This is a genomic window from Enterobacter sp. S-33, assembly GCF_028735835.1.
In the GTDB taxonomy this organism is placed as follows: domain Bacteria; phylum Pseudomonadota; class Gammaproteobacteria; order Enterobacterales; family Enterobacteriaceae; genus Enterobacter; species Enterobacter vonholyi.
Map to the genome: position 1 here is coordinate 1,079,127 of NZ_CP117838.1, position 20,894 is coordinate 1,100,020.

18 protein-coding genes and 1 other annotated feature are annotated in these 20,894 nt (G+C 57.1%); of the genes, 12 read left to right on the forward strand and 6 right to left on the reverse strand.

Annotation, left to right across the window (positions count from 1 at the left end):
* Window positions 1–46: 46 nt before the first annotated feature.
* Both acrR and mscK read left to right on the forward strand, forming a co-directional pair.
* Complete coding sequence (gene acrR / locus PUP35_RS05010; protein WP_023310602.1) at window positions 47–700, forward strand: multidrug efflux transporter transcriptional repressor AcrR; 654 nt, start codon at window positions 47–49, stop codon at window positions 698–700.
* Window positions 701–813: 113 nt separating this feature from the next.
* Complete coding sequence (gene mscK, locus PUP35_RS05015; protein WP_274242239.1) at window positions 814–4,161, forward strand: mechanosensitive channel MscK; 3,348 nt, start codon at window positions 814–816, stop codon at window positions 4,159–4,161.
* A 1-nt stretch (window position 4,162) separates the two neighbouring features.
* On the opposite strand, the gene rsmS is transcribed toward mscK, so the two are convergent.
* Entirely contained in the window at window positions 4,163–4,339 is a 177-nt protein-coding gene (gene rsmS / locus PUP35_RS05020; protein ID WP_127729803.1) for a pleiotropic regulatory protein RsmS, read from the reverse strand.
* A 14-nt stretch (window positions 4,340–4,353) separates the two neighbouring features.
* A complete protein-coding gene (priC, locus tag PUP35_RS05025) occupies window positions 4,354–4,881 on the reverse strand; it encodes a primosomal replication protein N'' (RefSeq protein WP_127729805.1) in 528 nt (175 codons plus the stop codon).
* A gap of 50 nt (window positions 4,882–4,931) precedes the next feature.
* Here priC and PUP35_RS05030 point away from each other — a divergent pair, with 50 nt between their 5' ends.
* The 9 genes from PUP35_RS05030 to PUP35_RS05070 all read left to right on the forward strand — a co-directional run bounded on the left by PUP35_RS05030 (window position 4,932) and on the right by PUP35_RS05070 (window position 14,300).
* Complete coding sequence (locus tag PUP35_RS05030) at window positions 4,932–5,309, forward strand: DUF454 family protein (protein WP_274242240.1); 378 nt, start codon at window positions 4,932–4,934, stop codon at window positions 5,307–5,309.
* A 150-nt stretch (window positions 5,310–5,459) separates the two neighbouring features.
* Window positions 5,460–6,011, forward strand: coding sequence for an adenine phosphoribosyltransferase (gene apt, locus PUP35_RS05035; RefSeq protein WP_274242241.1), 552 nt, complete (start codon window positions 5,460–5,462; stop codon window positions 6,009–6,011).
* Between the two features lie 88 nt (window positions 6,012–6,099).
* Window positions 6,100–8,028 carry a DNA polymerase III subunit gamma/tau gene (gene dnaX, locus PUP35_RS05040; protein ID WP_274242242.1) on the forward strand — a complete coding sequence of 643 codons (1,929 nt, stop codon included), beginning with the start codon at window positions 6,100–6,102 and terminating at the stop codon, window positions 8,026–8,028.
* Window positions 7,358–7,422: a sequence feature (DnaX frameshifting element), on the forward strand. It overlaps the preceding gene by 65 nt.
* Before the next feature lie 55 nt (window positions 8,029–8,083).
* The gene (locus tag PUP35_RS05045) at window positions 8,084–8,416 is read left to right on the forward strand and encodes a YbaB/EbfC family nucleoid-associated protein (RefSeq protein ID WP_003858972.1); all 333 of its coding nucleotides are present in this window, start codon (window positions 8,084–8,086) and stop codon (window positions 8,414–8,416) included.
* Window positions 8,416–9,021 (forward strand): recombination mediator RecR, encoded by a 606-nt coding sequence (gene recR / locus PUP35_RS05050; RefSeq protein WP_008499298.1) that lies wholly within the window; start codon window positions 8,416–8,418, stop codon window positions 9,019–9,021. Before PUP35_RS05045 ends, recR begins: the two co-directional genes overlap by 1 nt.
* A gap of 110 nt (window positions 9,022–9,131) precedes the next feature.
* Window positions 9,132–11,006 carry a molecular chaperone HtpG gene (gene htpG / locus PUP35_RS05055; RefSeq protein WP_115874379.1) on the forward strand — a complete coding sequence of 625 codons (1,875 nt, stop codon included), beginning with the start codon at window positions 9,132–9,134 and terminating at the stop codon, window positions 11,004–11,006.
* A gap of 195 nt (window positions 11,007–11,201) precedes the next feature.
* Entirely contained in the window at window positions 11,202–11,846 is a 645-nt protein-coding gene (adk, locus tag PUP35_RS05060) for an adenylate kinase (protein ID WP_006809841.1), read from the forward strand.
* Window positions 11,847–11,970: 124 nt separating this feature from the next.
* Window positions 11,971–12,933 carry a ferrochelatase gene (hemH, locus tag PUP35_RS05065; RefSeq protein WP_023616311.1) on the forward strand — a complete coding sequence of 321 codons (963 nt, stop codon included), beginning with the start codon at window positions 11,971–11,973 and terminating at the stop codon, window positions 12,931–12,933.
* Window positions 12,934–12,995: 62 nt separating this feature from the next.
* Window positions 12,996–14,300 (forward strand): inosine/guanosine kinase, encoded by a 1,305-nt coding sequence (locus PUP35_RS05070; protein ID WP_045909745.1) that lies wholly within the window; start codon window positions 12,996–12,998, stop codon window positions 14,298–14,300.
* Between the two features lie 92 nt (window positions 14,301–14,392).
* On the opposite strand, the gene ybaL is transcribed toward PUP35_RS05070, so the two are convergent.
* Together ybaL and PUP35_RS05080 are read right to left on the reverse strand one after the other, a co-directional pair.
* Window positions 14,393–16,069: a YbaL family putative K(+) efflux transporter gene (gene ybaL / locus PUP35_RS05075; RefSeq protein ID WP_045909744.1), complete on the reverse strand. Its 1,677-nt coding sequence runs from the start codon at window positions 16,067–16,069 to the stop codon at window positions 14,393–14,395.
* A 230-nt stretch (window positions 16,070–16,299) separates the two neighbouring features.
* Window positions 16,300–17,508 (reverse strand): MFS transporter, encoded by a 1,209-nt coding sequence (locus PUP35_RS05080; protein WP_274242243.1) that lies wholly within the window; start codon window positions 17,506–17,508, stop codon window positions 16,300–16,302.
* Window positions 17,509–17,677: 169 nt separating this feature from the next.
* Between PUP35_RS05080 and ushA the strand changes: the two genes are divergently transcribed.
* A complete protein-coding gene (gene ushA, locus PUP35_RS05085; protein ID WP_143344776.1) occupies window positions 17,678–19,330 on the forward strand; it encodes a bifunctional UDP-sugar hydrolase/5'-nucleotidase UshA in 1,653 nt (550 codons plus the stop codon).
* 90 nt (window positions 19,331–19,420) lie between these two features.
* On the opposite strand, the gene ybaK is transcribed toward ushA, so the two are convergent.
* Window positions 19,421–19,900 (reverse strand): Cys-tRNA(Pro)/Cys-tRNA(Cys) deacylase YbaK, encoded by a 480-nt coding sequence (gene ybaK, locus PUP35_RS05090; RefSeq protein ID WP_248172712.1) that lies wholly within the window; start codon window positions 19,898–19,900, stop codon window positions 19,421–19,423.
* A gap of 199 nt (window positions 19,901–20,099) precedes the next feature.
* Window positions 20,100–20,894 (reverse strand): TraB/GumN family protein, encoded by a 795-nt coding sequence (locus tag PUP35_RS05095; protein ID WP_274242244.1) that lies wholly within the window; start codon window positions 20,892–20,894, stop codon window positions 20,100–20,102.

Below are 20,894 nucleotides of genomic sequence, written 5' to 3' on the forward strand. Positions count from 1 at the left end.
CATTCACAAATGTATGTAAATCTGACTCCTGTAAATTCACCCACCTATGGCACGAAAAACTAAACAACAAGCGCTGGAAACCCGACAACACATTCTGGATGTGGCAATACGTTTGTTCTCGCAGCAGGGTGTTTCATCCACCTCGCTGGCGCAGATTGCTCAGGCTGCCGGTGTGACGCGAGGAGCGATTTACTGGCATTTTAAAGATAAGTCAGATCTGTTCAGTGAAATCTGGGAGCTTTCAGAGTCCAGCATTAGCGATCTCGAGAGTGAGTATCGGGCAAAATTCCCTGACGATCCACTCTCAGTATTGAGAGAAATATTAGTATATATCCTTGAAGCAACGGTAGTTGAAGAACGTCGCAGATTAATGATGGAGATTATTTTTCATAAATGCGAGTTCGTGGGCGAGATGGCGGTTGTGCAGCAGGCACAGCGCAGCCTAAGCCTGGAGAGCTATGACCGTATTGAACAGAACCTGAACCTGTGTATGCAGGCAAAACTATTACCGGCCAATCTCTTGACCCGACGAGCGGCAATCCTGATGCGCAGCTACATTTCCGGTCTGATGGAAAACTGGCTTTTCGCGCCGCAATCCTTTGACCTTAAAGAGGAAGCCCGCAGCTACGTGGCGATTTTACTGGAAATGCTACAGCTCTGCCCCACGCTGCGCAGCGACGCGCCTTCGCTAACGGCCTGATCCCTTTCCAGGATTTATCTCAGAGGATAACGTTCGCGCTATTCTGCTTTCGGCGAGCGTGATATTCTTCACGCCGGACTATTTTCGGTCATCTTCTGACATCATTCACAACTATGCTGCCCATCAATCGCTCGCAACATCCTGTTTTTGCATTGCTCTTTGCGATGCTATTTTTCTTCGCCACGGCGCCGCTGACCTGGGCCCGCGCCGATAACAGCAACGATATTCCCTCGCGCGGCGATGTTCAGTCGCAGCTCGACACGCTGAACAAACAAAAAGATCTCTCCCCTCAGGAGAAACTCATCCAGCAGGATCTGACAGAAACGCTGGAAACGCTGGATAAAATTGAACGCATAAAAGCAGAAACCGTCCAGCTTCGCCAGAAGGTGGCGCAGGCACCTGAAAACATGCGTAAGGCCACCGAAGCGCTGAATGCCCTCAGCGATGTGGATAACGACGACGAGACGCGCAAGACGCTCTCGACGCTCTCCTTACGTCAGCTCGAGTCCCGCGTGGCTCAACTGCTCGACGACCTGCAAACCGCACAGTCGGATCTCGCAACGTATAACAGCCAGCTTGTCTCTCTGCAGACCCAGCCCGAGCGCGTGCAAAACGCGATGTACGCCGCGTCTCAGCAGCTGCAGCAAATCCGCAACCGCCTCAACGGCACGACGGTAGGCGAAGGCACGCTGCGCCCAACGCAGAATACCCTGCTGCTGGTGCAGCAGACGTTGCTCAATGCGCAAATCGAACAGCAGCGTAAAAGCCTGGAAGGGAATACGGTGCTGCAGGACACCCTGCAGAAACAGCGCGATTACGTCACCGCGAATATTAATCGCCTCGAACACCAGCTTCAGCTGCTGCAGGAAGCGGTTAACAGCAAGCGCCTGACGCTAACGGAAAAAACCGCCCAGGAGGCCGTATCGCCCGACGAAACCGCCCGCATTCAGGCGAATCCGCTGGTGAAACAGGAGCTCGAGGCCAACCACCAGCTTAGCCAGCGCCTGATATTGGCGACGGAAAACGGCAACTCGCTGGTTCAGCAAAATATCAAAGTGAAGAACTGGCTGGATCGCGCCCTGCAGGCTGAACGCAACATCAAAGAGCAGATTGCTGTTCTGAAGGGCAGCCTCCTGCTGTCGCGTATTCTCTACCAGCAGCAGCAGACGCTCCCGTCCGCCGACGAGCTGGAGGACATGACCAACCGCATCGCGGATTTACGTCTGGAACAGTTTGACGTCAACCAGCAGCGCGATGCCCTTTTTCAGAGCGATACCTTTGTCGCCAAAATTGAAGAGGGGCATTCCAGCGACGTGAACCCGGAAGTGCACGACGCGCTGCTCCAGGTCGTGGATATGCGTCGCGAACTGCTGGACCAGCTCAATAAACAGCTGGGTAACCAGCTAATGATGGCCATTAACCTGCAAATCAACCAGCAGCAGCTGGTGAGCGTCTCGAAAAGTCTGCAGGAAATCCTGACCCAGCAGATTTTCTGGGTGAACAGCAACAAGCCGATGGACTGGGACTGGGTCAAATCCTTCCCTGAGACGCTGAAAACGCAGATCAAGAGCATGAAGATCACCGTAAACTGGGAGAAAGCCTGGCCTGCGGTAATGATTGCTTTCCTGGCCGGTTTACCGCTGCTGCTGATTGCCGGCCTGATCCGCTGGCGTCTGGGCTGGCTGAAAAAATACCAGGCGAAGCTGGCCTCCGAAGTAGGGCAGCTGCGCAACGATAGCCAGCTCCATACGCCAAAAGCGATTCTGATCGATCTCATCCGCGCCCTGCCGGTGTGCCTGATTATTCTGGCCGTGGGCCTGATTCTGCTCACCATGCAGCTCAACGTCAGCGATCTGCTGTGGGCGTTCAGTAAAAAACTGGCGCTGTTCTGGCTGGTGTTTGGCGTGTGCTGGAAGGTGCTGGAAAAAGACGGCGTGGCGGTGCGTCATTTCAACATGCCTGCGCAGCTGACCAGCCACTGGCGTCGGCAGATTGTGCGCATCAGCCTCGCGCTTCTGCCGCTGCACTTCTGGTCGGTTGTCTCTGAACTTTCCCCGCTGCATCTGATGGATGATGTGCTGGGCCAGCTGGTGATCCTGCTGAACCTGCTGCTGATTGCGATCCTGATGTGGCCGATGTGCCGCGACAGCTGGCGTGATAAAGAGTCCCACAATATTCGCCTGGTCACCGTGACGGTGCTGGCGATCATTCCGCTGGCGCTGATGGTGTTGACGGCAACGGGTTACTTCTATACCACGCTGCGCCTGTCCGGGCGCTGGATTGAAACGGTCTATCTGGTGATCGTCTGGAACCTGCTTTATCAGACCGTGCTGCGCGGCCTGAGCGTGGCGGCCCGCCGCATTGCCTATCGCCGCGCCATCGCGCGTCGTCAGCATCAGGTGAAAGAGGGGGCCGAAGGCGCTGAGCCGCAGGAAGAGCCGACCATCGCGCTGGAGCAGGTTAACCAGCAGACGCTGCGCATTACCATGCTGGTGATGATCGCCCTGTTTGCCGTGATGTTCTGGGCTATCTGGTCCGATCTTATTACCGTTTTCGCCTATCTCGACAGTATTACCCTCTGGCAATACAACGGTACCGAAGCGGGCGCTGCGGTCATGAAAAGCGTGACCATGGGCAGCCTGCTGTTTGCACTGGTGTCGTCGGTGGTCGCCTGGGCTCTGATCCGCAACTTGCCAGGCCTGCTTGAAGTGCTGCTCCTGTCACGTCTGAATCTCCGCCAGGGGGCGTCCTACGCCATTACCACGATCCTCAACTACGTGATCATTATTGTTGGGGCGATGACGGTCTTTGGCTCGCTTGGCGTCTCGTGGGATAAACTGCAGTGGCTGGCGGCGGCCCTCTCGGTCGGTCTTGGTTTTGGCCTGCAGGAGATCTTCGGTAACTTCGTGTCCGGCCTGATCATCCTGTTCGAACGTCCGGTACGTATCGGCGATACCGTCACTATCGGCACGTTCTCGGGAACGGTTAGCAAGATCCGTATTCGCGCTACCACCATTACCGACTTCGATCGTAAAGAGGTGATCATCCCGAACAAAGCGTTCGTGACCGAGCGTCTGATCAACTGGTCGCTCTCGGATACGGTAACGCGCGTGGTGATCCGCCTGGGCGTAGCCTATGGATCGGATCTGGATAAGGTGAAAGAGGTGCTGTTGAAGGCGGCGTCTGAGCATCCGAAAGTGATGCACGATCCGGCTCCGGCGGTGTTCTTTACCACCTTTGGGCCGAGTACGCTGGATCACGAGCTGCGTTTATACGTGCGTGAACTGCGCGACCGCAGCTACACGGTGGATGAGCTTAATCGCTCTATCGATCGTCTGTGTCGTGAAAACGATATTAATATCGCCTTCAACCAGCTTGAGGTTCACCTGCGTAACGAGAAAGGTGATGAGCATACGGAAGTGAAGCGCGACATTAAGGGCGACGACCCGACTCCGGCTTAATCTATTTTCCCTCTCCCACAGGGAGAGGGTTAGGGTGAGGGGGAAGTTTCCCCTCAAAATCCCGCCGCACAATCTCCAGCGCTTTAAGCACCGTCCCGGCGGGGATCTGATGATTCTCCAGCAGCATAATCAAATCGACGGCCAGCTTTACCTCATCGGGTGCATTTTCCAGTGACATGGGTGTGGCTCCTGTTAACGGGTCAAACGTTCAATGACGCGCTCAATTTCATCCAGCGCCTGACGGCAGCGGACGATGCGCCCTTCCAGCGCGCTAATCTCGCGCATCAATAGCTGCTGCTCTTCCAGCGTTTCGCTGTGGTTCAGACGCACCTCGCGTTCGCGCTTCATCTCAAACAGCCGGCGCTCAAACTCCTGGTTCTCCAGCCGCTTGCGCTGCCATTTACCGAGCCCCGGCGAGGCGCTGTCCCAGGCGCGCAGCGGCCAGGCGGTAATTTCGCGATGCAGGGCGGTGATCTGCTCAGTGAGATGCTCCGCAAGCCACGCCACCTGCTCCTGCCGTTCACTCTCCACCGCATGGCGAAGCTCGTCGAGGTTCGTCTGCGCTTCAGCAAGATAATCCTGAATGACGGTGCTGCGGGTACGAAAAAGCTGCCGGTCAAAGCGCGGCTTCAGCGTGACGTGCCCCATTAGCGGCGTGGCTTGCTCCCGCAGAGCAATCAGCTGATTTTGCAGCCTCTCAAGAAGCAGTGCTGTTTTCAAGGCGCTCTCCAGTGGTAAAGTAGCCGTTCAGTTTGATAACGATTCGCATTATGCAGCGTACTATTTTAATCATCATTGGCTGGCTCGCGGTAGTGCTTGGCACGCTGGGGGTGTTTTTACCCTTGCTGCCGACCACGCCGTTTATCCTGCTTGCGGCCTGGTGCTTCGCCCGCTCGTCGCCGCGTTTTCACCACTGGCTGCTCTACCGCTCATGGTTTGGCGGCTATCTGCGGCACTGGCAAAAACACCGGGCCATGCCGCCCGGCGCGAAGCCGCGCGCGATCGCAGTGATCCTTATCACCTTCGCTATTTCATTATGGCTGGTGAAAATGATGTGGGTGCGGATCCTGCTGCTGGTCATCCTGATCTGTCTGCTTTTCTTTATGTGGCGGATCCCCGTGGTTGATGAAAAGCAACAAAAGCACTGAAGCCTCATCATGGCTGTTGCAATTATCACGCGCAGCCAGTAAATTCGACCGTTTTCGAGCACAGGTGCGCCTGGTCAAAGGTTAAACAATTGTTGCCTTGGCCGACTCGTTGCGCGCTGTGAGTAACACTGTTTCATTTAGGCAAAACCGATGACCGCAACTGCACAGCAGCTTGAATATCTGAAAAACAGCATCAAAAGCATCCAGGACTATCCAAAGCCTGGCATTCTTTTCCGTGATGTCACCAGCTTGCTGGAAGACCCGAAAGCGTACTCGCTCAGCATTGAACTGCTGGTCGAGCGTTATAAAAACGCCGGGATCACCAAAGTAGTAGGTACCGAAGCCCGTGGCTTCCTGTTTGGCGCACCGGTTGCGCTGGCAATGGGCGTGGGTTTTGTGCCGGTGCGTAAGCCGCGCAAGCTGCCGCGTGAAACCATCGCAGAAAGTTACGAACTGGAGTACGGCACCGATCAGCTTGAGATCCACGTTGACGCGATCAAGCCTGGCGACAAAGTGCTGGTGGTTGACGATCTGCTGGCGACCGGCGGCACCATTGAAGCGACCGTGAAGCTGATCCGCCGTCTGGGTGGCGAAGTGACCGACGCGGCCTTCATCATCAACCTGTTCGATCTCGGCGGCGAACAGCGCCTGGAAAAACAGGGTATTACCAGCTACAGCCTGGTGCCTTTCCCGGGTCACTAATCCCGGTTTTCACAACCTCGCTCAATGGGTGAGGTTGTGATAGCATTCCCCTCCATAAATTCACCTTCCAGCGTTGCAGAGCCTGCCCATGAGTTATCAGGTGTTAGCCCGTAAATGGCGACCACAAACCTTTGCTGACGTTGTCGGTCAGGAACATGTGCTGACGGCCCTGGCGAACGGCTTGTCGCTAGGTCGCATCCATCACGCCTATCTTTTTTCCGGCACCCGCGGCGTCGGTAAGACCTCTATTGCCCGTTTGCTGGCAAAAGGTCTCAACTGCGAAACCGGGATTACCGCCACGCCGTGCGGCGTGTGTGATAACTGTCGGGAGATCGAGCAGGGGCGTTTTGTCGATCTGATCGAGATCGACGCTGCCTCGCGCACTAAAGTGGAAGATACGCGCGACCTGCTGGACAACGTCCAGTACGCCCCGGCGCGCGGCCGCTTCAAGGTCTACCTGATCGATGAAGTGCACATGCTGTCGCGCCACAGCTTTAACGCCCTGCTGAAGACGCTGGAAGAGCCGCCCGCGCACGTGAAGTTCCTGCTGGCGACTACCGATCCGCAAAAGCTGCCGGTCACGATTTTATCGCGCTGCCTGCAGTTCCACCTGAAGGCGCTGGACGTTGAGCAGATCCGCGCGCAGCTTGAGCATATTCTTGATGAAGAGAAGATTGTCCACGAACCGCGCGCCCTGCAGCTGCTGGCCCGCGCGGCGGACGGCAGCCTGCGTGATGCGCTCAGCCTGACCGACCAGGCGATTGCCAGCGGTGACGGGAAGCTTTCCACCGAGGCGGTCAGCACCATGCTCGGCACGCTGGATGACGATCAGGCGCTGTCGCTTATCGAAGCGATGATTGCCGCCAACGGCGAACGCGTGATGTCGCTGGTGAATGCCGCCGCTGCCCGGGGTATTGAATGGGAAGGACTGCTGGTTGAGATGCTCAGCCTGCTGCACCGCGTGGCGATGCTGCAGCTTTCTCCGTCCGCCATCGGTGCGGATATGGCCACCATTGAACAGCGGATGCGTGAACTTGCGCGCACCGTGCCGCCTGCCGACGTGCAGCTGTATTACCAGACGCTGCTGATTGGCCGCAAAGAGTTACCGTTCGCGCCGGACCCGAGGATGGGCGTTGAAATGACGCTGCTGCGCGCGCTGGCGTTTCATCCGCGTATGCCATTGCCGGAGCCGGAAGTGCCGCGGCAGTCTTTCGCGCCGGTCGCCCCTACGGCGGTGATGTCGCCGCAGCAGGTCCCACCGCAGACGACACCGCCGCCGCAGCAAAACGTACCGCTGTCGGATGCCACCAGTTCGGTGCTTGCCGCACGCAGCCAGCTGCAGCGTGCGCAAGGAGTAACCAAACCAAAAAAGAGTGAACCGGCAGCGCCAGGAAGAGCGCGGCCGGTGAACAACGCCGCGCTTGAACGACTGGCCTCGGTAACGGAGCGCGTACAGTCGCGTCCGGCACCGTCCTCGCTCGAGCAGAAAGCCCCGGTGAAAGAAGAGGCTTACCGCTGGAAGGCAACCACCATCACCGAAGCGGTGAAGGAAGAGGTCGCCACGCCGAAAGCGCTGAAAAAGGCGCTGGAGCATGAAAAAACGCCGGAGCTTTCCGCGAAGCTTGCCGAAGAGTCCATCGCGCGCGACGCCTGGGCCGCCGAGGTCAGCAAACTTCAGCTGCCTAAGCTGGTGGAGCAGGTCGCGCTGAACGCCTGGAAAGAGCAGGACGGCAATCAGGTACGTCTGCACCTGCGTCCGGGCCAGCGGCACCTCAATTCCCCTGGCGCGCAAAAGGCGCTGGCCGAGGCGCTCGCCGCATTACAGGGTGCGCCGGTTGAATTGACTATCATTGAAGATGATAATCCGGCAGTGAAAACGCCGCTTGAGTGGCGCCAGGTCATTTATGAAGAGAAGCTCGCGCAGGCGCGCGAGGCGATTATTGCGGATAACAACATTCAGACCCTGCGCCGGTTCTTCGACGCCGATCTGGATGAAGAGAGTATTCGCCCCATTTGATCGTGAGTCTGACTTACGGTTGTAATTCCTTAAACGTGAAAGAAGAGAGAAGCCTATGTTTGGTGGAAAAGGCGGTCTGGGTGGCCTGATGAAGCAGGCTCAGCAGATGCAGGAAAAAATGCAGAAGATGCAGGAAGAGATCGCTCAGCTGGAAGTCACGGGTGAGTCCGGAGCCGGTCTGGTCAAGGTGACCATCAACGGTGCGCACAACTGCCGTCGCGTGGAAATCGACCCGAGCCTGCTCGAAGACGACAAAGAGATGCTGGAAGATCTGGTTGCAGCCGCGTTTAACGATGCCGCTCGCCGTATCGACGAAACCCAGAAAGAGAAAATGGCCTCCGTGTCCAGCGGTATGCAGCTGCCGCCTGGCTTCAAGATGCCGTTCTGATGCAAACCAGTCCGCTGCTCACGCAGTTAATGGAAGCACTGCGCTGCCTGCCGGGCGTTGGCCCGAAGTCGGCGCAGCGCATGGCGTTTACGCTATTGCAGCGCGACCGCAGCGGCGGGATGCGCCTGGCGCAGGCTTTAACCCGCGCCATGTCAGAAATCGGTCACTGTGCGGATTGCCGTACCTTTACCGAGCAGGACGTGTGTAACATCTGCACGAACCCGCGTCGTCAGGAAAACGGCCAGATTTGCGTGGTGGAGAGTCCGGCGGACATCTACGCCATCGAACAAACCGGGCAGTTTTCCGGCCGCTATTTCGTGCTGATGGGGCATCTCTCCCCGCTGGACGGTATTGGCCCGGACGATATCGGTCTTGACCGCCTTGAACAGCGTCTTGAGTCCGAAACGATCAAAGAGGTGATCCTCGCCACCAACCCTACGGTGGAAGGGGAAGCCACCGCCAACTACATCGCCGAGCTGTGCTCGCAGTATGGCGTTGACGCCAGCCGCATCGCCCACGGCGTGCCGGTCGGCGGCGAGCTAGAGATGGTGGACGGCACCACGCTGTCACACTCTCTGGCCGGACGTCACAAGATTATTTTCTGACCAAACGGAGGCTGCGCGCGCGGCCTCCGCTTGAAAATTTCCCCCCGTATCCCCATCTCTCACTCAACGTTTTAAAACCCCATTAAATGGCATTGTTGAGGTCGACATAGATGAAAGGACAAGAAACCCGTGGTTTCCAGTCAGAAGTAAAACAGCTTCTGCATCTGATGATCCATTCCCTGTATTCCAACAAAGAAATTTTCCTGCGTGAGCTCATTTCCAACGCCTCGGATGCGGCGGACAAGCTGCGCTTTCGCGCGCTGTCTAACCCGGATCTGTACGAAGGCGACGGCGAGCTGCGCGTGCGCGTCTCGTTTAATAAAGAGAACCGCACTCTGACTATCGCCGATAACGGCATCGGGATGAACCGCGACGAGGTGATCGACCACCTCGGGACCATCGCGAAATCCGGCACCAAGGCGTTCCTGGAGTCCATGGGCTCAGACCAGGCGAAAGATAGCCAGCTGATCGGCCAGTTCGGCGTCGGTTTCTACTCGGCGTTCATCGTGGCGGATAAAGTCACCGTGCGCACCCGCGCGGCGGGCGACAGCGCTGAAAACGGCGTGCTGTGGGAATCCAAAGGGGAAGGCGAATACACCGTTGATGACATCACCAAAGCGGACCGCGGCACCGAAATCACCCTGCACCTGCGTGAAGGCGAAGATGATTTCCTGAACGACTGGCGCGTGCGCTCCATCATCAGCAAATATTCCGACCATATCGCCCTGCCGGTTGAGATTGAAAAACAGGAAGAGAAGGACGGTGAAACCATCGTTTCCTGGGAGAAAATCAATAAGGCGCAGGCGCTGTGGACGCGCAACAAGGCTGAAATTAAGGACGACGAGTACAACGAATTCTACAAGCACATCGCCCACGATTTTACCGACCCGCTGACCTGGAGCCACAACCGTGTGGAAGGCAAGCAGGAGTACACCAGCCTGCTGTACATCCCGGCACAGGCGCCGTGGGACATGTGGAACCGCGATCACAAGCACGGCCTGAAGCTGTACGTGCAGCGCGTCTTCATCATGGACGATGCCGAGCAGTTCATGCCGAACTACCTGCGCTTCGTGCGTGGTCTGATAGATTCCAACGACCTGCCGCTGAACGTCTCCCGTGAAATTCTGCAGGACAGCGCCGTCACCCGTAACCTGCGCAACGCCCTGACCAAACGTGCGCTGCAGATGCTGGAAAAACTGGCGAAAGACGATGCGGAAAAATATCAGACCTTCTGGAAACAGTTCGGTCTGGTGCTGAAAGAAGGCCCGGCTGAAGACATGGCGAACGTTGAAACCATCGCCAAACTGCTGCGCTTCGCCTCTACGCACAGCGACTCCTCCGCTCAGACCGTGTCGCTGGAAGAGTACGTCTCCCGCATGAAAGAAGGGCAGGAGAAGATCTACTACATCACTGCCGACAGCTACGCCGCGGCGAAGAGCAGCCCGCACCTGGAGCTGCTGCGTAAGAAAGGCATCGAAGTGCTGCTGCTTTCTGACCGCATCGACGAGTGGATGATGAACTACCTGACCGAGTTCGACGGTAAGGCGTTCCAGTCCGTTGCCAAAGCCGATGAGTCCATCGACAAGCTGGCGGATGAAGTTGACGAAAGCGCGAAAGAAGCCGAGAAGGCGCTGGAGCCGTTCGTTGAGCGCGTGAAAACCCTGCTGGGCGACCGCGTGAAAGAGGTGCGTTTCACTCACCGTCTGACCGACACCCCGGCCATCGTCACGACCGATGCCGACGAAATGAGCACCCAGATGGCGAAGCTGTTCGCGGCAGCGGGCCAGGCGGTACCGGAAGTGAAATATATCTTTGAGCTTAATCCGGATCATCCGCTGGTGAAACGCGCGGCGGATACCCAGGACGACGCCCGCTTTGCCGAGTGGGTTGAACTGCTGCTGGATCAGTCCCTGCTGGCCGAACGCGGCACGCTGGAAGATCCTAACCTCTTCATTAAACGTGTGAATGCGCTGCTGCTGGCGTAATTGACCACGCCTCCCCTGGTCTTCTCCCTCTCCCTGTGGGAGAGGGCCGGGGTGAGGGGATCAGACCGCACAACTCCAAATAATCACCCCTCATTAACCGTTTCAGCCTTCCCGCCTTCCTTGAGCGATGCCCGTTCTGGTGGTATTGTTTAGCGCTTTTGAAAAATTGAAACGACTTTTGAGGGGATTTTCGCAATGCGTATTATTCTGCTTGGCGCTCCGGGCGCGGGTAAAGGAACTCAGGCTCAGTTCATCATGGAGAAATACGGTATTCCGCAAATCTCCACCGGTGATATGCTGCGCGCCGCTGTTAAATCTGGCTCCGAGCTGGGTAAACAGGCGAAAGACATCATGGACGCAGGCAAGCTGGTGACCGACGAGCTGGTGATTGCTCTGGTTAAAGAGCGCATTGCTCAGGAAGACTGCCGTAACGGCTTCCTGCTGGACGGCTTCCCACGCACCATTCCTCAGGCTGACGCCATGAAAGAAGCGGGCATCAACGTGGACTACGTTCTGGAGTTCGACGTACCGGACGAGCTGATCGTTGACCGCATCGTTGGCCGTCGCGTACACGCTGCTTCTGGCCGTGTTTACCACATCAAATTCAACCCGCCTAAGGTTGAAGGCAAAGACGACGTGACCGGCGAAGAGCTGACCACCCGTAAAGACGATCAGGAAGAGACCGTGCGTAAACGCCTGGTGGAATACCATCAGATGACCGCGCCGCTGATCGGCTACTACACCAAAGAAGCGCAGGCGGGTAACACCAAATACGCCAAAGTTGACGGCACCAAAGCCGTGGCTGACGTACGTGCAGAGCTGGAAAAAATCCTCGGCTAATCGCGCGCCTCTCACCCGGGCTCCCGGGTGAGAAATATTCTCATCTTACCTATTACAGCAATGGGTTTCGTTTAAACGCATTTCCGCTACAATTGACAACCTATCAAATGGTTAAGAGGCGTGAATGAGTCAGGCGAAAACCGGCATCCTGCTTGCCAATCTGGGCACTCCAGAAGCACCTACATCAGACGCGGTAAAACGCTACCTGCGACAATTTTTAAGCGACACGCGCGTCGTGGATTTCCCGCGACTGCTGTGGTGGCCGCTGCTGCGTGGCGTCATTCTGCCGATTCGTTCCCCGCGCGTCGCCAAACTTTATCAGTCCGTCTGGATGGAAGAGGGCTCGCCGCTGATGGTCTACAGCCGTCGTCAGGAAAAAGCGCTGGCCGCCCGCCTGCCGGAGATGCCTGTCGCGCTCGGCATGAGCTACGGCAAACCCTCTCTGGAAAGCGCGGTGGAATCACTGCTGGCGCAGGGCGTGGACCATATCGTCGTGCTGGCGCTCTACCCGCAGTACTCCTGCTCGACCGTGGCCGCCGTCTGGGACGAGCTGGCCCGCATACTGGCGACCCGCCGCCGCATTCCGGGCGTGACCTTTATTCGCGACTACGCGGATAACGAGCTCTACATCAAGGCGCTTGCTAACAGCGCGCGCGCGTCGTTTGAAAAGCACGGTGAGCCGGATCTGCTGCTGCTCTCCTATCACGGGATCCCGCAGCGCTTCGCCAATGAAGGGGATGATTACCCGCAGCGCTGCCGCGATACCACCCGCGAGCTGGTCTCCGCCCTTGGCCTGCCGCCGGAGAAGGTGATGATGACCTTCCAGTCGCGCTTCGGCCGCGAGCCGTGGCTGACGCCATACACCGATGAAACCCTCAAAATGCTCGGCGAGAAGGGCGTGAAGCATATTCAGGTGATGTCGCCGGGCTTCTCGGCAGACTGTCTGGAAACGCTGGAGGAGATCGCGGTGCAAAACCGGGAATTTTTCCTGGAGGCTGGCGGCGAAAAGTACGAGTACATTCCGGCGCTTAACGACTCGCCTGAGCATATTGACATGATGGTCTCGCTGGTAACGAACGGTCGCTAATCGCACTTCGGGCCGGGTTTGTGCTACCATTCCCGGCCCATATTCTTCGTACAGTTCAGACCATGAAATTTCCCGGTAAACGCAAATCCAAACACTACTTCCCCGTCGATGCCCGCGATCCGCTCCTGCAGCAAATCCAGCCAGAAAATGAAACCAGCGCGGCCTGGGTCGTCGGTATCGACCAGACGCTGGTGGACATTGAAGCGAAAGTGGATGATGCGTTTGTCGCCCGTTATGGTCTGAGTGCCGGCCACTCGCTGGTCATTGAAGACGACGTTGCCGAAGCGTTGTATCAGGAGCTGGTGCGCGAAAACCTGATTACCCACCAGTTCGCCGGCGGTACCATCGGCAATACCATGCACAACTACTCCGTGCTGGCAGACGACCGTTCGGTGCTGCTCGGCGTGATGTGCAGCAACATTGAAATCGGCGGCTATGCCTACCGCTATCTCTGCAACACCTCCAGCCGCACCGATTTGAACTACCTGCAGGGCGTCGACGGCCCGATTGGCCGCTGCTTTACCCTGATCGGTGAATCCGGCGAGCGCACCTTCGCCATCAGCCCGGGTCATATGAACAAGCTGCGCGCCGAGAGTATTCCGGAAGAGGTGATTGCGGGTGCCTCGGCGCTGGTGCTGACTTCCTATCTGGTGCGCTGTAAGCCGGGCGAGCCGATGCCGGAAGCGACCATGAAGGCGATTGAGTACGCGAAGAAGTACGACGTGCCCGTCGTTCTTACACTGGGTACTAAATTCGTTATCGCCGATAATCCTGAATGGTGGCAGGCGTTCCTGAAAGAGCACGTCTCGATTCTGGCGATGAACGAAGAAGAGGCCGAAGCGCTGACCGGCGAAAGCGATCCGCTGCTGGCGTCTGACAAAGCGCTGGACTGGGTGGATCTGGTGCTCTGCACCGCGGGCCCGGTTGGGCTGTATATGGCAGGCTTCACGGAAGAAGAGAGCAAACGCAAAACCCAGCACCCGCTGCTGCCCGGCGCGATTGCCGAGTTTAACCAGTACGAGTTCAGCCGCGGCATGCGTTATAAAGATTGCATTAACCCGCTGCGCATCTACTCGCACATCGCCCCTTACATGGGCGGACCGGAGAAGATCATGAACACCAACGGCGCGGGCGACGGTGCGCTGGCCGCGCTGCTGCACGACATTACCGCCAATGCCTACCACAAAACCAACGTGCCGAATTCCAGCAAGCATAAGTTCAGCTGGCTGACCTATTCGTCGCTGGCGCAGGTATGCAAGTACGCCAACCGCGTAAGCTATCAGGTGCTGAACCAGCACTCACCGCGCTTAACGCGTGGCCTGCCTGAACGGGAAGACAGCCTCGAAGAGGCTTATTGGGACAGGTAAAATCAAAACGGCAACCCAGGTTGCCGTTTTTAGTGTTTATTCCCTCTCCCTGTGGGAGAGGGCAAGGGTGAGGGGACCAGATCGCACCAAACTTACCCCGTCACCGCCTCTTCAACCGGTGGTTTCTCCAGCAGCGTCAGCATGGTGTTAGCAATCTCGCGCTCGCCCATCACCACTTTATCTGCACCGCGCTCGGTAATGTACTCCACCTCGTCGTCATAGTGCGCCCGGGCGATAATCTCAATCGTTGGGCACTTCGCGCGCGCGGAGGCCACAATCTCACCCGCTTCATAGCCGTTGGGTATGGTCAGCAGCAGCCAGCGGGCGCAGTCCAGATGCGCCAGATTCATGATCTCTTCGTTCGCCGCGTTGCCCAGTACCGCACGAATACCGCGCTCGCGAAGCTCGTCGACGCGGGTGCGTGAGGTTTCAATCACCACCAGCGGAATGCCCTGCGCCATCAGCTTCTCGCCGAGCAGGCTGCCCACGCGGCCAAAGCCGACCAGCAGGGCATGATTGCAAATATCAACCGGGATCTGCTTCTCTTCTTCAATGGCTTCTTCAAGCGTCTGCTCTTCCAGCGTTTCGGTTTTATCGAGGTATTTTTCCAGCAGGGCAAACAGCACCGGGTTCAGCATAATCGACAGGATCGCCCCCGCCAGCACCAGGTTTTGTCCCGCCTGCGGCAGCAGGTTCAGGGCCATGCCCAGACCGGCCAGAATAAAGGCGAACTCACCGATCTGCGCCAGGCTGGCGGCAATGGTCAGCGCCGTACGCGGGGAGTGGCCGAACATCCGCACCAGGAAGAAGGCGGCAAGCGACTTACCAAAAATAATGATTGCCAGCGTGCCCAGCACGGCCAGCGGCTGCTGGATCAGCACCAGAGGATCGAACAGCATCCCGACGGAGACGAAGAACAGCACGGCAAACGCATCGCGCAGCGGCAGCGTGTCGTGCGCCGCACGGTGGCTCAGCTCTGACTCGTTTAACACCATCCCGGCGAAGAACGCACCCAGGGCAAAGGAGACATCAAACAGCTCAACGGCACCAAAGGCGATACCCAGCGCCAGCGCCAGCACGGAGAGGGTGAACAGCTCGCGGGAGCCGGTTGCCGCGCTGCGGGACATGATCCACGGTACCAGACGGCGGCCCACCAGCATCATGATGGCGATAAACGCCACCACTTTACCGATGGTGATGCTCATATCCAGCGCCAGCGAGGCGAAGCCGACGTTGTCTTTTTCCATCATCCCGGCGACGGCGGGCAGCAGCACCAGCGTCAGGACCATGACCAGATCTTCAACAATCAGCCAGCCAATCGCGATCTGCCCGCGCTGGCTGTCAATCAGCTGTCTCTCCTCAAGCGCGCGCAGCAGCACCACGGTACTGGCGGTTGAGAGACACAGCCCAAATACGATGCCGGTCATCAACGACCAGCCCAGCACGGCCGAAAGCGCCATCCCAAGCAGCGTCGCCACCCCTATCTGGGCGATCGCTCCCGGTATGGCAATCGACTTTACCGCCATCAAATCCTTCAGGGAAAAATGCAGACCGACGCCAAACATCAGCAGAATCACGCCCAATTCCGCCAGCTCAGGGGCCAGTTTGGTATCCGCAACAAAACCTGGGGTAAACGGTCCCGCCAGCACACCTGCCAGCAGATAACCGACAAGAGGAGAAATACGCAGTTTATTGGCAATCATGCCGAGGATAAAAGCGAGCACAAGTCCACCAACAATGGTGGTGATAAGCGGTGTGGCGTGGTGCATTCCGTCTCCTTTCGTTGTGGGTGTTCCTTTTTGGTGAAAAACCAAAAAACCGAGTAATAGTTTATGACAATTTTTACCCTTATGTTTATGAATAATTGTTGAAGTTTGAATAAAACAGCAATATGCACGTAAAAAAGCGCATTTTGATAAATTCAGCGAGTGGAGAAAGAAGAAACCCTTATGGCATCAGGGTGTCAGGCAGCCAAAGTCAAACTTTGGCTGCCCGTAATTTACGCTTTGTGGCGGTTATCAGGCAGGAATATGGTCAACATCCCAAGAAGTGGCAGGAAAGCGCAGATTTTATAAACCAGGAAGATGCTGGTGTGATCCGCAACCATTCCTAAAACCGCTGCCCCAAGCCCCCCCATGCCGAAAGCGAAACCGAAAAACAGTCCGGAAACCATACCGATACGTCCGGGCAGCAGCTCCTGGGCATAGACCAGAATGGCGGAAAACGCGGAGGCGAGGATAAAACCAATAATCACGGTTAAAATGCCCGTCCATTCAAGGCTGGCGTACGGCAAAATGAGGGTAAAGGGCGCCACGCCGAGGATAGAGCCCCAAATGACATATTTCCGCCCGATCTTATCACCCACGGGCCCGCCAATGACCGTACCGGTCGCGACGGCGAACAGGAAGGCAAACAGGTGGATCTGCGCGTTTTGTATCGATAATCCGAATTTTTGCATCAGATAAAAGGTGTAATAGCTGCTGATGCTCGCCATATAGAAGTATTTCGAGAAAATCAGCACCAGCAGGACGGAAACCGCCAGGATAACCTTATTGCGCGGCAGGGGATTGATAACCTTCGCTTTAGGTTTTCCTTTATTCACGCGATGCTGAGCGGCATACCAGCGGCTAATCTGTGCCAGCACGATAATCGCCAGCAGCGCGGCCAGCACAAACCACGCCACGTTGCCTTTACCGTACGGGGCAATAATCACCGCGGCCAGCAGCGGGCCGAGAGAGCTACCAAAATTACCGCCCACCTGGAAAAGTGACTGCGCCAGGCCATGACGACCGCCGGACGCCATGCGCGCCACGCGGGAAGACTCCGGATGGAACACGGACGAGCCGGTGCCTACCAGCGCGGCGGCAATCAGCACGGCTTCAAAACTCCCGGCCATGGCCAGCAGCACCAGCCCGCTTAAGGTAAAGCACATGCCAACCGGCAGCGACCAAGGCATCGGGTATTTATCCGTCCAGTAGCCCACCACCGGCTGCAGCAGCGAGGAAGCCAGCTGGAAGGTCAGGGTGATCATCCCGATCTGCACGAAGGTTAACGAAAATTCGGACTGCAGTAGCGGGTAAATTGCCAGAATCAACGACTGGATCATATCGTTGAGCAGGTGCGAGAGACTGATTGCGCCTAAGACTTTAAAGGAGGTGCGCGACGCCGGCGCGCCCGGAACGGGCTGAGTTGATTCACTGATTGCCATAGAGAGAAGTACCACGTCTTTAGTTATTAGAGGTGCAGGGTGTAATTATTATCCGACTAACATACCCGCCCGGGACATTTGAAGAAAGTCGCAATTCTGAAAACTTATTTGTCTATTCTTATTAGTCACTGTAATTTCTGCCTTTGTCTATTGGTCAGGGAGAGAGAAGATGAAGTTAATGAAGCGGGGCGTCGCGCTGGCGCTCATCGCGGCGTGGGGGCTGGTAAGCCTGCCCGCGCAGGCGTATGAAAAAGACAAAACCTATAAAATCACCATTCTGCATACCAACGACCACCACGGCCATTTCTGGCGCAGTGAATACGGCGAATATGGCCTGTCGGCGCAAAAAACGCTGGTGGACGGCATTCGTAAAGAGGTGGCAGCCCAGGGTGGCAGCGTGCTGTTGCTCTCAGGCGGCGATATCAATACCGGCGTGCCGGAATCCGACCTGCAGGACGCCGAGCCCGATTTCCGCGGCATGAACCTGATTGGCTACGACGCGATGGCCGTCGGTAACCATGAGTTTGATAATCCGCTGAGCGTCCTGCGTCAGCAGGAGAAGTGGGCCAAATTCCCGTTCCTCTCCGCCAACATTTACCAGAAAAGCACCGGCGAACGCCTGTTCAAGCCGTGGGCGCTGTTTAAGCGTCAGGATCTGAAGATCGCGGTCATCGGCTTAACCACCGACGACACGGCGAAAATTGGCAATCCCGAGTTCTTTACCGATATCGAATTTCGCAAACCGGCAGACGAAGCGAAGCTGGTGATTCAGGAGCTGCAGCAAAACGAAAAGCCGGACGTGATTATCGCCACCACCCACATGGGGCACTACGACAACGGTGAGCACGGCTCCAATGCGCCGGGCGACGTGGAGATGGCGCGCAGCCTGCCGGCGGGCTCGCTGGCGATGATTGTGGGTGGTCACTCACAGGATCCGGTATGCATGGCATCCGAGAACAAAAAGCAGGTGGACTATGTCCCGGGGACGCCGTGCGCGCCGGACCGTCAGAACGGTATCTGGATCGTACAGGCGCACGAGTGGGGCAAATACGTGGGCCGGGCGGACTTTGAGTTCCGTAACGGCGAGATGAAGCTGGTTCATTATCAGCTTATCCCGGTCAACCTGAAGAAGAAAGTGACCTACCCGGACGGGAAGAGCGAGCGCGTACTTTACACGCCAGAAATCGCAGAAAACCAGCAGATGCTCTCCCTGCTGACGCCGTTCCAGAACAAAGGCAAGGCGCAGCTGGACGTGAAAATCGGCACGCTGAACGGGCGTCTGGAGGGGGACCGCAGTAAAGTTCGCTTCGTGCAGACCAACATGGGGCACCTGGTGCTGGCGGCGCAAATGGCGCGCACCGGGGCTGATTTTGGGGTGATGAGCGGCGGCGGTATTCGAGATTCCATCGAAGGTGGAAACATCACCTATAAAGACGTTCTGAAGGTGCAGCCGTTCGGCAACGTAGTGGTTTATGCTGACATGAGCGGGAAAGAGGTTGTTGAGTACCTGACCGCCGTGGCGCAGATGAAGCCGGATTCCGGGGCCTATCCACAGTTTGCCAACGTGAGCTTCGTAGCGAAAGACGGCAAGCTTAACGACCTGAAGATCAAAGGCGAACCGGTTGACCCGGCGAAAACCTACCGTCTGGCAACGTTAAGCTTTAATGCCACCGGCGGCGACGGCTATCCGCATATTGATAATAAGCCGGGATACGTGAATACCGGCTTTATCGATGCGGAAGTGCTGAAGCAGTATATCGAGCAGAATTCGCCGATTGACGTGAATGCGTATGAGCCGAAAGGTGAGGTGAGCTGGCAGTAGTGCGGTTGTGTTGCCGGGTGGCGACTTCGCCTTACCCGGCCTGCATTCGAATCGTAGGCCCGGTAAGCGCAGCGCCACCGGGCAATTTGCTCAATCCCGTCGCGCAATATCCGCAAACTTCGCGTCCAGCATTTTCGCCAGATCTCCCGCCGCCAGCTCAATGTCCAGCCCGCGCTTGCCGCCGGATATAAAGATGGTGTCAAATTCCTGTGAAGGAGAATCGATCAGCGTCGGCAGGCGTTTTTTCTGTCCGAGCGGACTGATCCCGCCCACCAGGTAGCCCGTGGTGCGTTGCGCCACCATGGGATCCGCCATATCCACCTTCTTCGCCCCCAGCGCTTTGGCGACCTTCTTCAGATCCAGCTGTCCTGCCACGGGCGTCACCGCGACGGCGAGGTGCTTCATATCGCCGTTCACCGCCACCAGCAGCGTTTTATAAACCTGGTCAGCGTTCAGCCCCAGCTTGCGCACCACTTCATCACCAAAGTTGGTTTCATTCGGATCGTGATCGTAGGTGTGGATCCGGAAAGAAATGTTGTTTTTTTCGAGTAATTTAACGGCGGGAGTCATAGCTATCCTTCTTACGACAGACAATTCATGCAGCCAGCATACGCCTGACGTTTGTCTAAAAAATAGCACCATCTTGCGCAATAGTATTGGCAGTGATGGTCACTTTGAGCGACAATCGGCTCAACCGAAGGTCTCCTTCGGCATAATAAAAACGATGAAATTCCTCTTTGACGGGCCAATAGAAATATTGGCCATTTTTTTATTTCAGCAACGACGGCAAGTTCCCTTCCCCGTACAAATGTAACGCCCCAACCGCCACCACGTAATGCCCCGCAGGTAAAGCATGCAGCGTCTCTCGCCAGGCTTTGTTACGCGCATTCATCAGCACATCATACAGCGATTCGCTGAACGTTGATGGTAACGCCAGCCTGCCGTCCGCTGGCGGCGCATCCAGCCACCAGCCAATCATCGTTTGCAGCAGGCGCGCGTTGGTGTGCCAGTGGGTCAGCGTATCATCCAGCAGCATCAGGCCGTCGTCGGGAAGCTGTCTCAGGAGGGCAATCTGGCTGTCCGTTCCTTCCAGCTCGATGATGGGCAGGCTGCGCGCCCTTGCCGCGTTCAGCAGCTGGTAATCAATGCCGTAGTCACCGCGCAGGCCCAGACGCTGCGCCTGCGTGGCCTGCAGTATCATCGCGATTTGCCACAGCGGCAGGGTGTCAATCATGGAGAGCGAGACGCCCGTCTCATCGGCGACGCGCGTCAGTTCCGCAAGCTTGGCATCATCCAGACGTTCCGCCAGGCTGAGATCGCTTTCGAGCCCGGCAAACGGCGACTCCTGACCCGAAATGTCCGCCTCAACGACCAGCGCGTCGGCGTGTTTAAGCAGTTTTATCAGGCCCGAGGGCAGGGGAGACATATCCTGCGTGCCCATATGGATGCTGCCGACCAGGTGCAGGTGCTGCCCGCCGGGAAGCGAGATATCCAGACCGGGCCAGGCATAACGGCGAGGAAAGAGGGCGCGAAACGATGTTTTTATACGATGAAACAGACCCAT

Coding starts and splice junctions, on each gene's coding strand:
- acrR (WP_023310602.1), top strand. CDS start 47: ATGGCACGAAAAACTAAACAACAAGCGCTGGAAACCCGACAACACATT.
- mscK (WP_274242239.1), top strand. CDS start 814: ATGCTGCCCATCAATCGCTCGCAACATCCTGTTTTTGCATTGCTCTTT.
- rsmS (WP_127729803.1), bottom strand. CDS start 4,339: ATGTCACTGGAAAATGCACCCGATGAGGTAAAGCTGGCCGTCGATTTG.
- PUP35_RS05030 (WP_274242240.1), top strand. CDS start 4,932: ATGCAGCGTACTATTTTAATCATCATTGGCTGGCTCGCGGTAGTGCTT.
- apt (WP_274242241.1), top strand. CDS start 5,460: ATGACCGCAACTGCACAGCAGCTTGAATATCTGAAAAACAGCATCAAA.
- dnaX (WP_274242242.1), top strand. CDS start 6,100: ATGAGTTATCAGGTGTTAGCCCGTAAATGGCGACCACAAACCTTTGCT.
- PUP35_RS05045 (WP_003858972.1), top strand. CDS start 8,084: ATGTTTGGTGGAAAAGGCGGTCTGGGTGGCCTGATGAAGCAGGCTCAG.
- recR (WP_008499298.1), top strand. CDS start 8,416: ATGCAAACCAGTCCGCTGCTCACGCAGTTAATGGAAGCACTGCGCTGC.
- htpG (WP_115874379.1), top strand. CDS start 9,132: ATGAAAGGACAAGAAACCCGTGGTTTCCAGTCAGAAGTAAAACAGCTT.
- adk (WP_006809841.1), top strand. CDS start 11,202: ATGCGTATTATTCTGCTTGGCGCTCCGGGCGCGGGTAAAGGAACTCAG.
- hemH (WP_023616311.1), top strand. CDS start 11,971: ATGAGTCAGGCGAAAACCGGCATCCTGCTTGCCAATCTGGGCACTCCA.
- PUP35_RS05070 (WP_045909745.1), top strand. CDS start 12,996: ATGAAATTTCCCGGTAAACGCAAATCCAAACACTACTTCCCCGTCGAT.
- ybaL (WP_045909744.1), bottom strand. CDS start 16,069: ATGCACCACGCCACACCGCTTATCACCACCATTGTTGGTGGACTTGTG.
- PUP35_RS05080 (WP_274242243.1), bottom strand. CDS start 17,508: ATGGCAATCAGTGAATCAACTCAGCCCGTTCCGGGCGCGCCGGCGTCG.
- ushA (WP_143344776.1), top strand. CDS start 17,678: ATGAAGTTAATGAAGCGGGGCGTCGCGCTGGCGCTCATCGCGGCGTGG.
- ybaK (WP_248172712.1), bottom strand. CDS start 19,900: ATGACTCCCGCCGTTAAATTACTCGAAAAAAACAACATTTCTTTCCGG.
- PUP35_RS05095 (WP_274242244.1), bottom strand. CDS start 20,894: ATGGGTCTGTTTCATCGTATAAAAACATCGTTTCGCGCCCTCTTTCCT.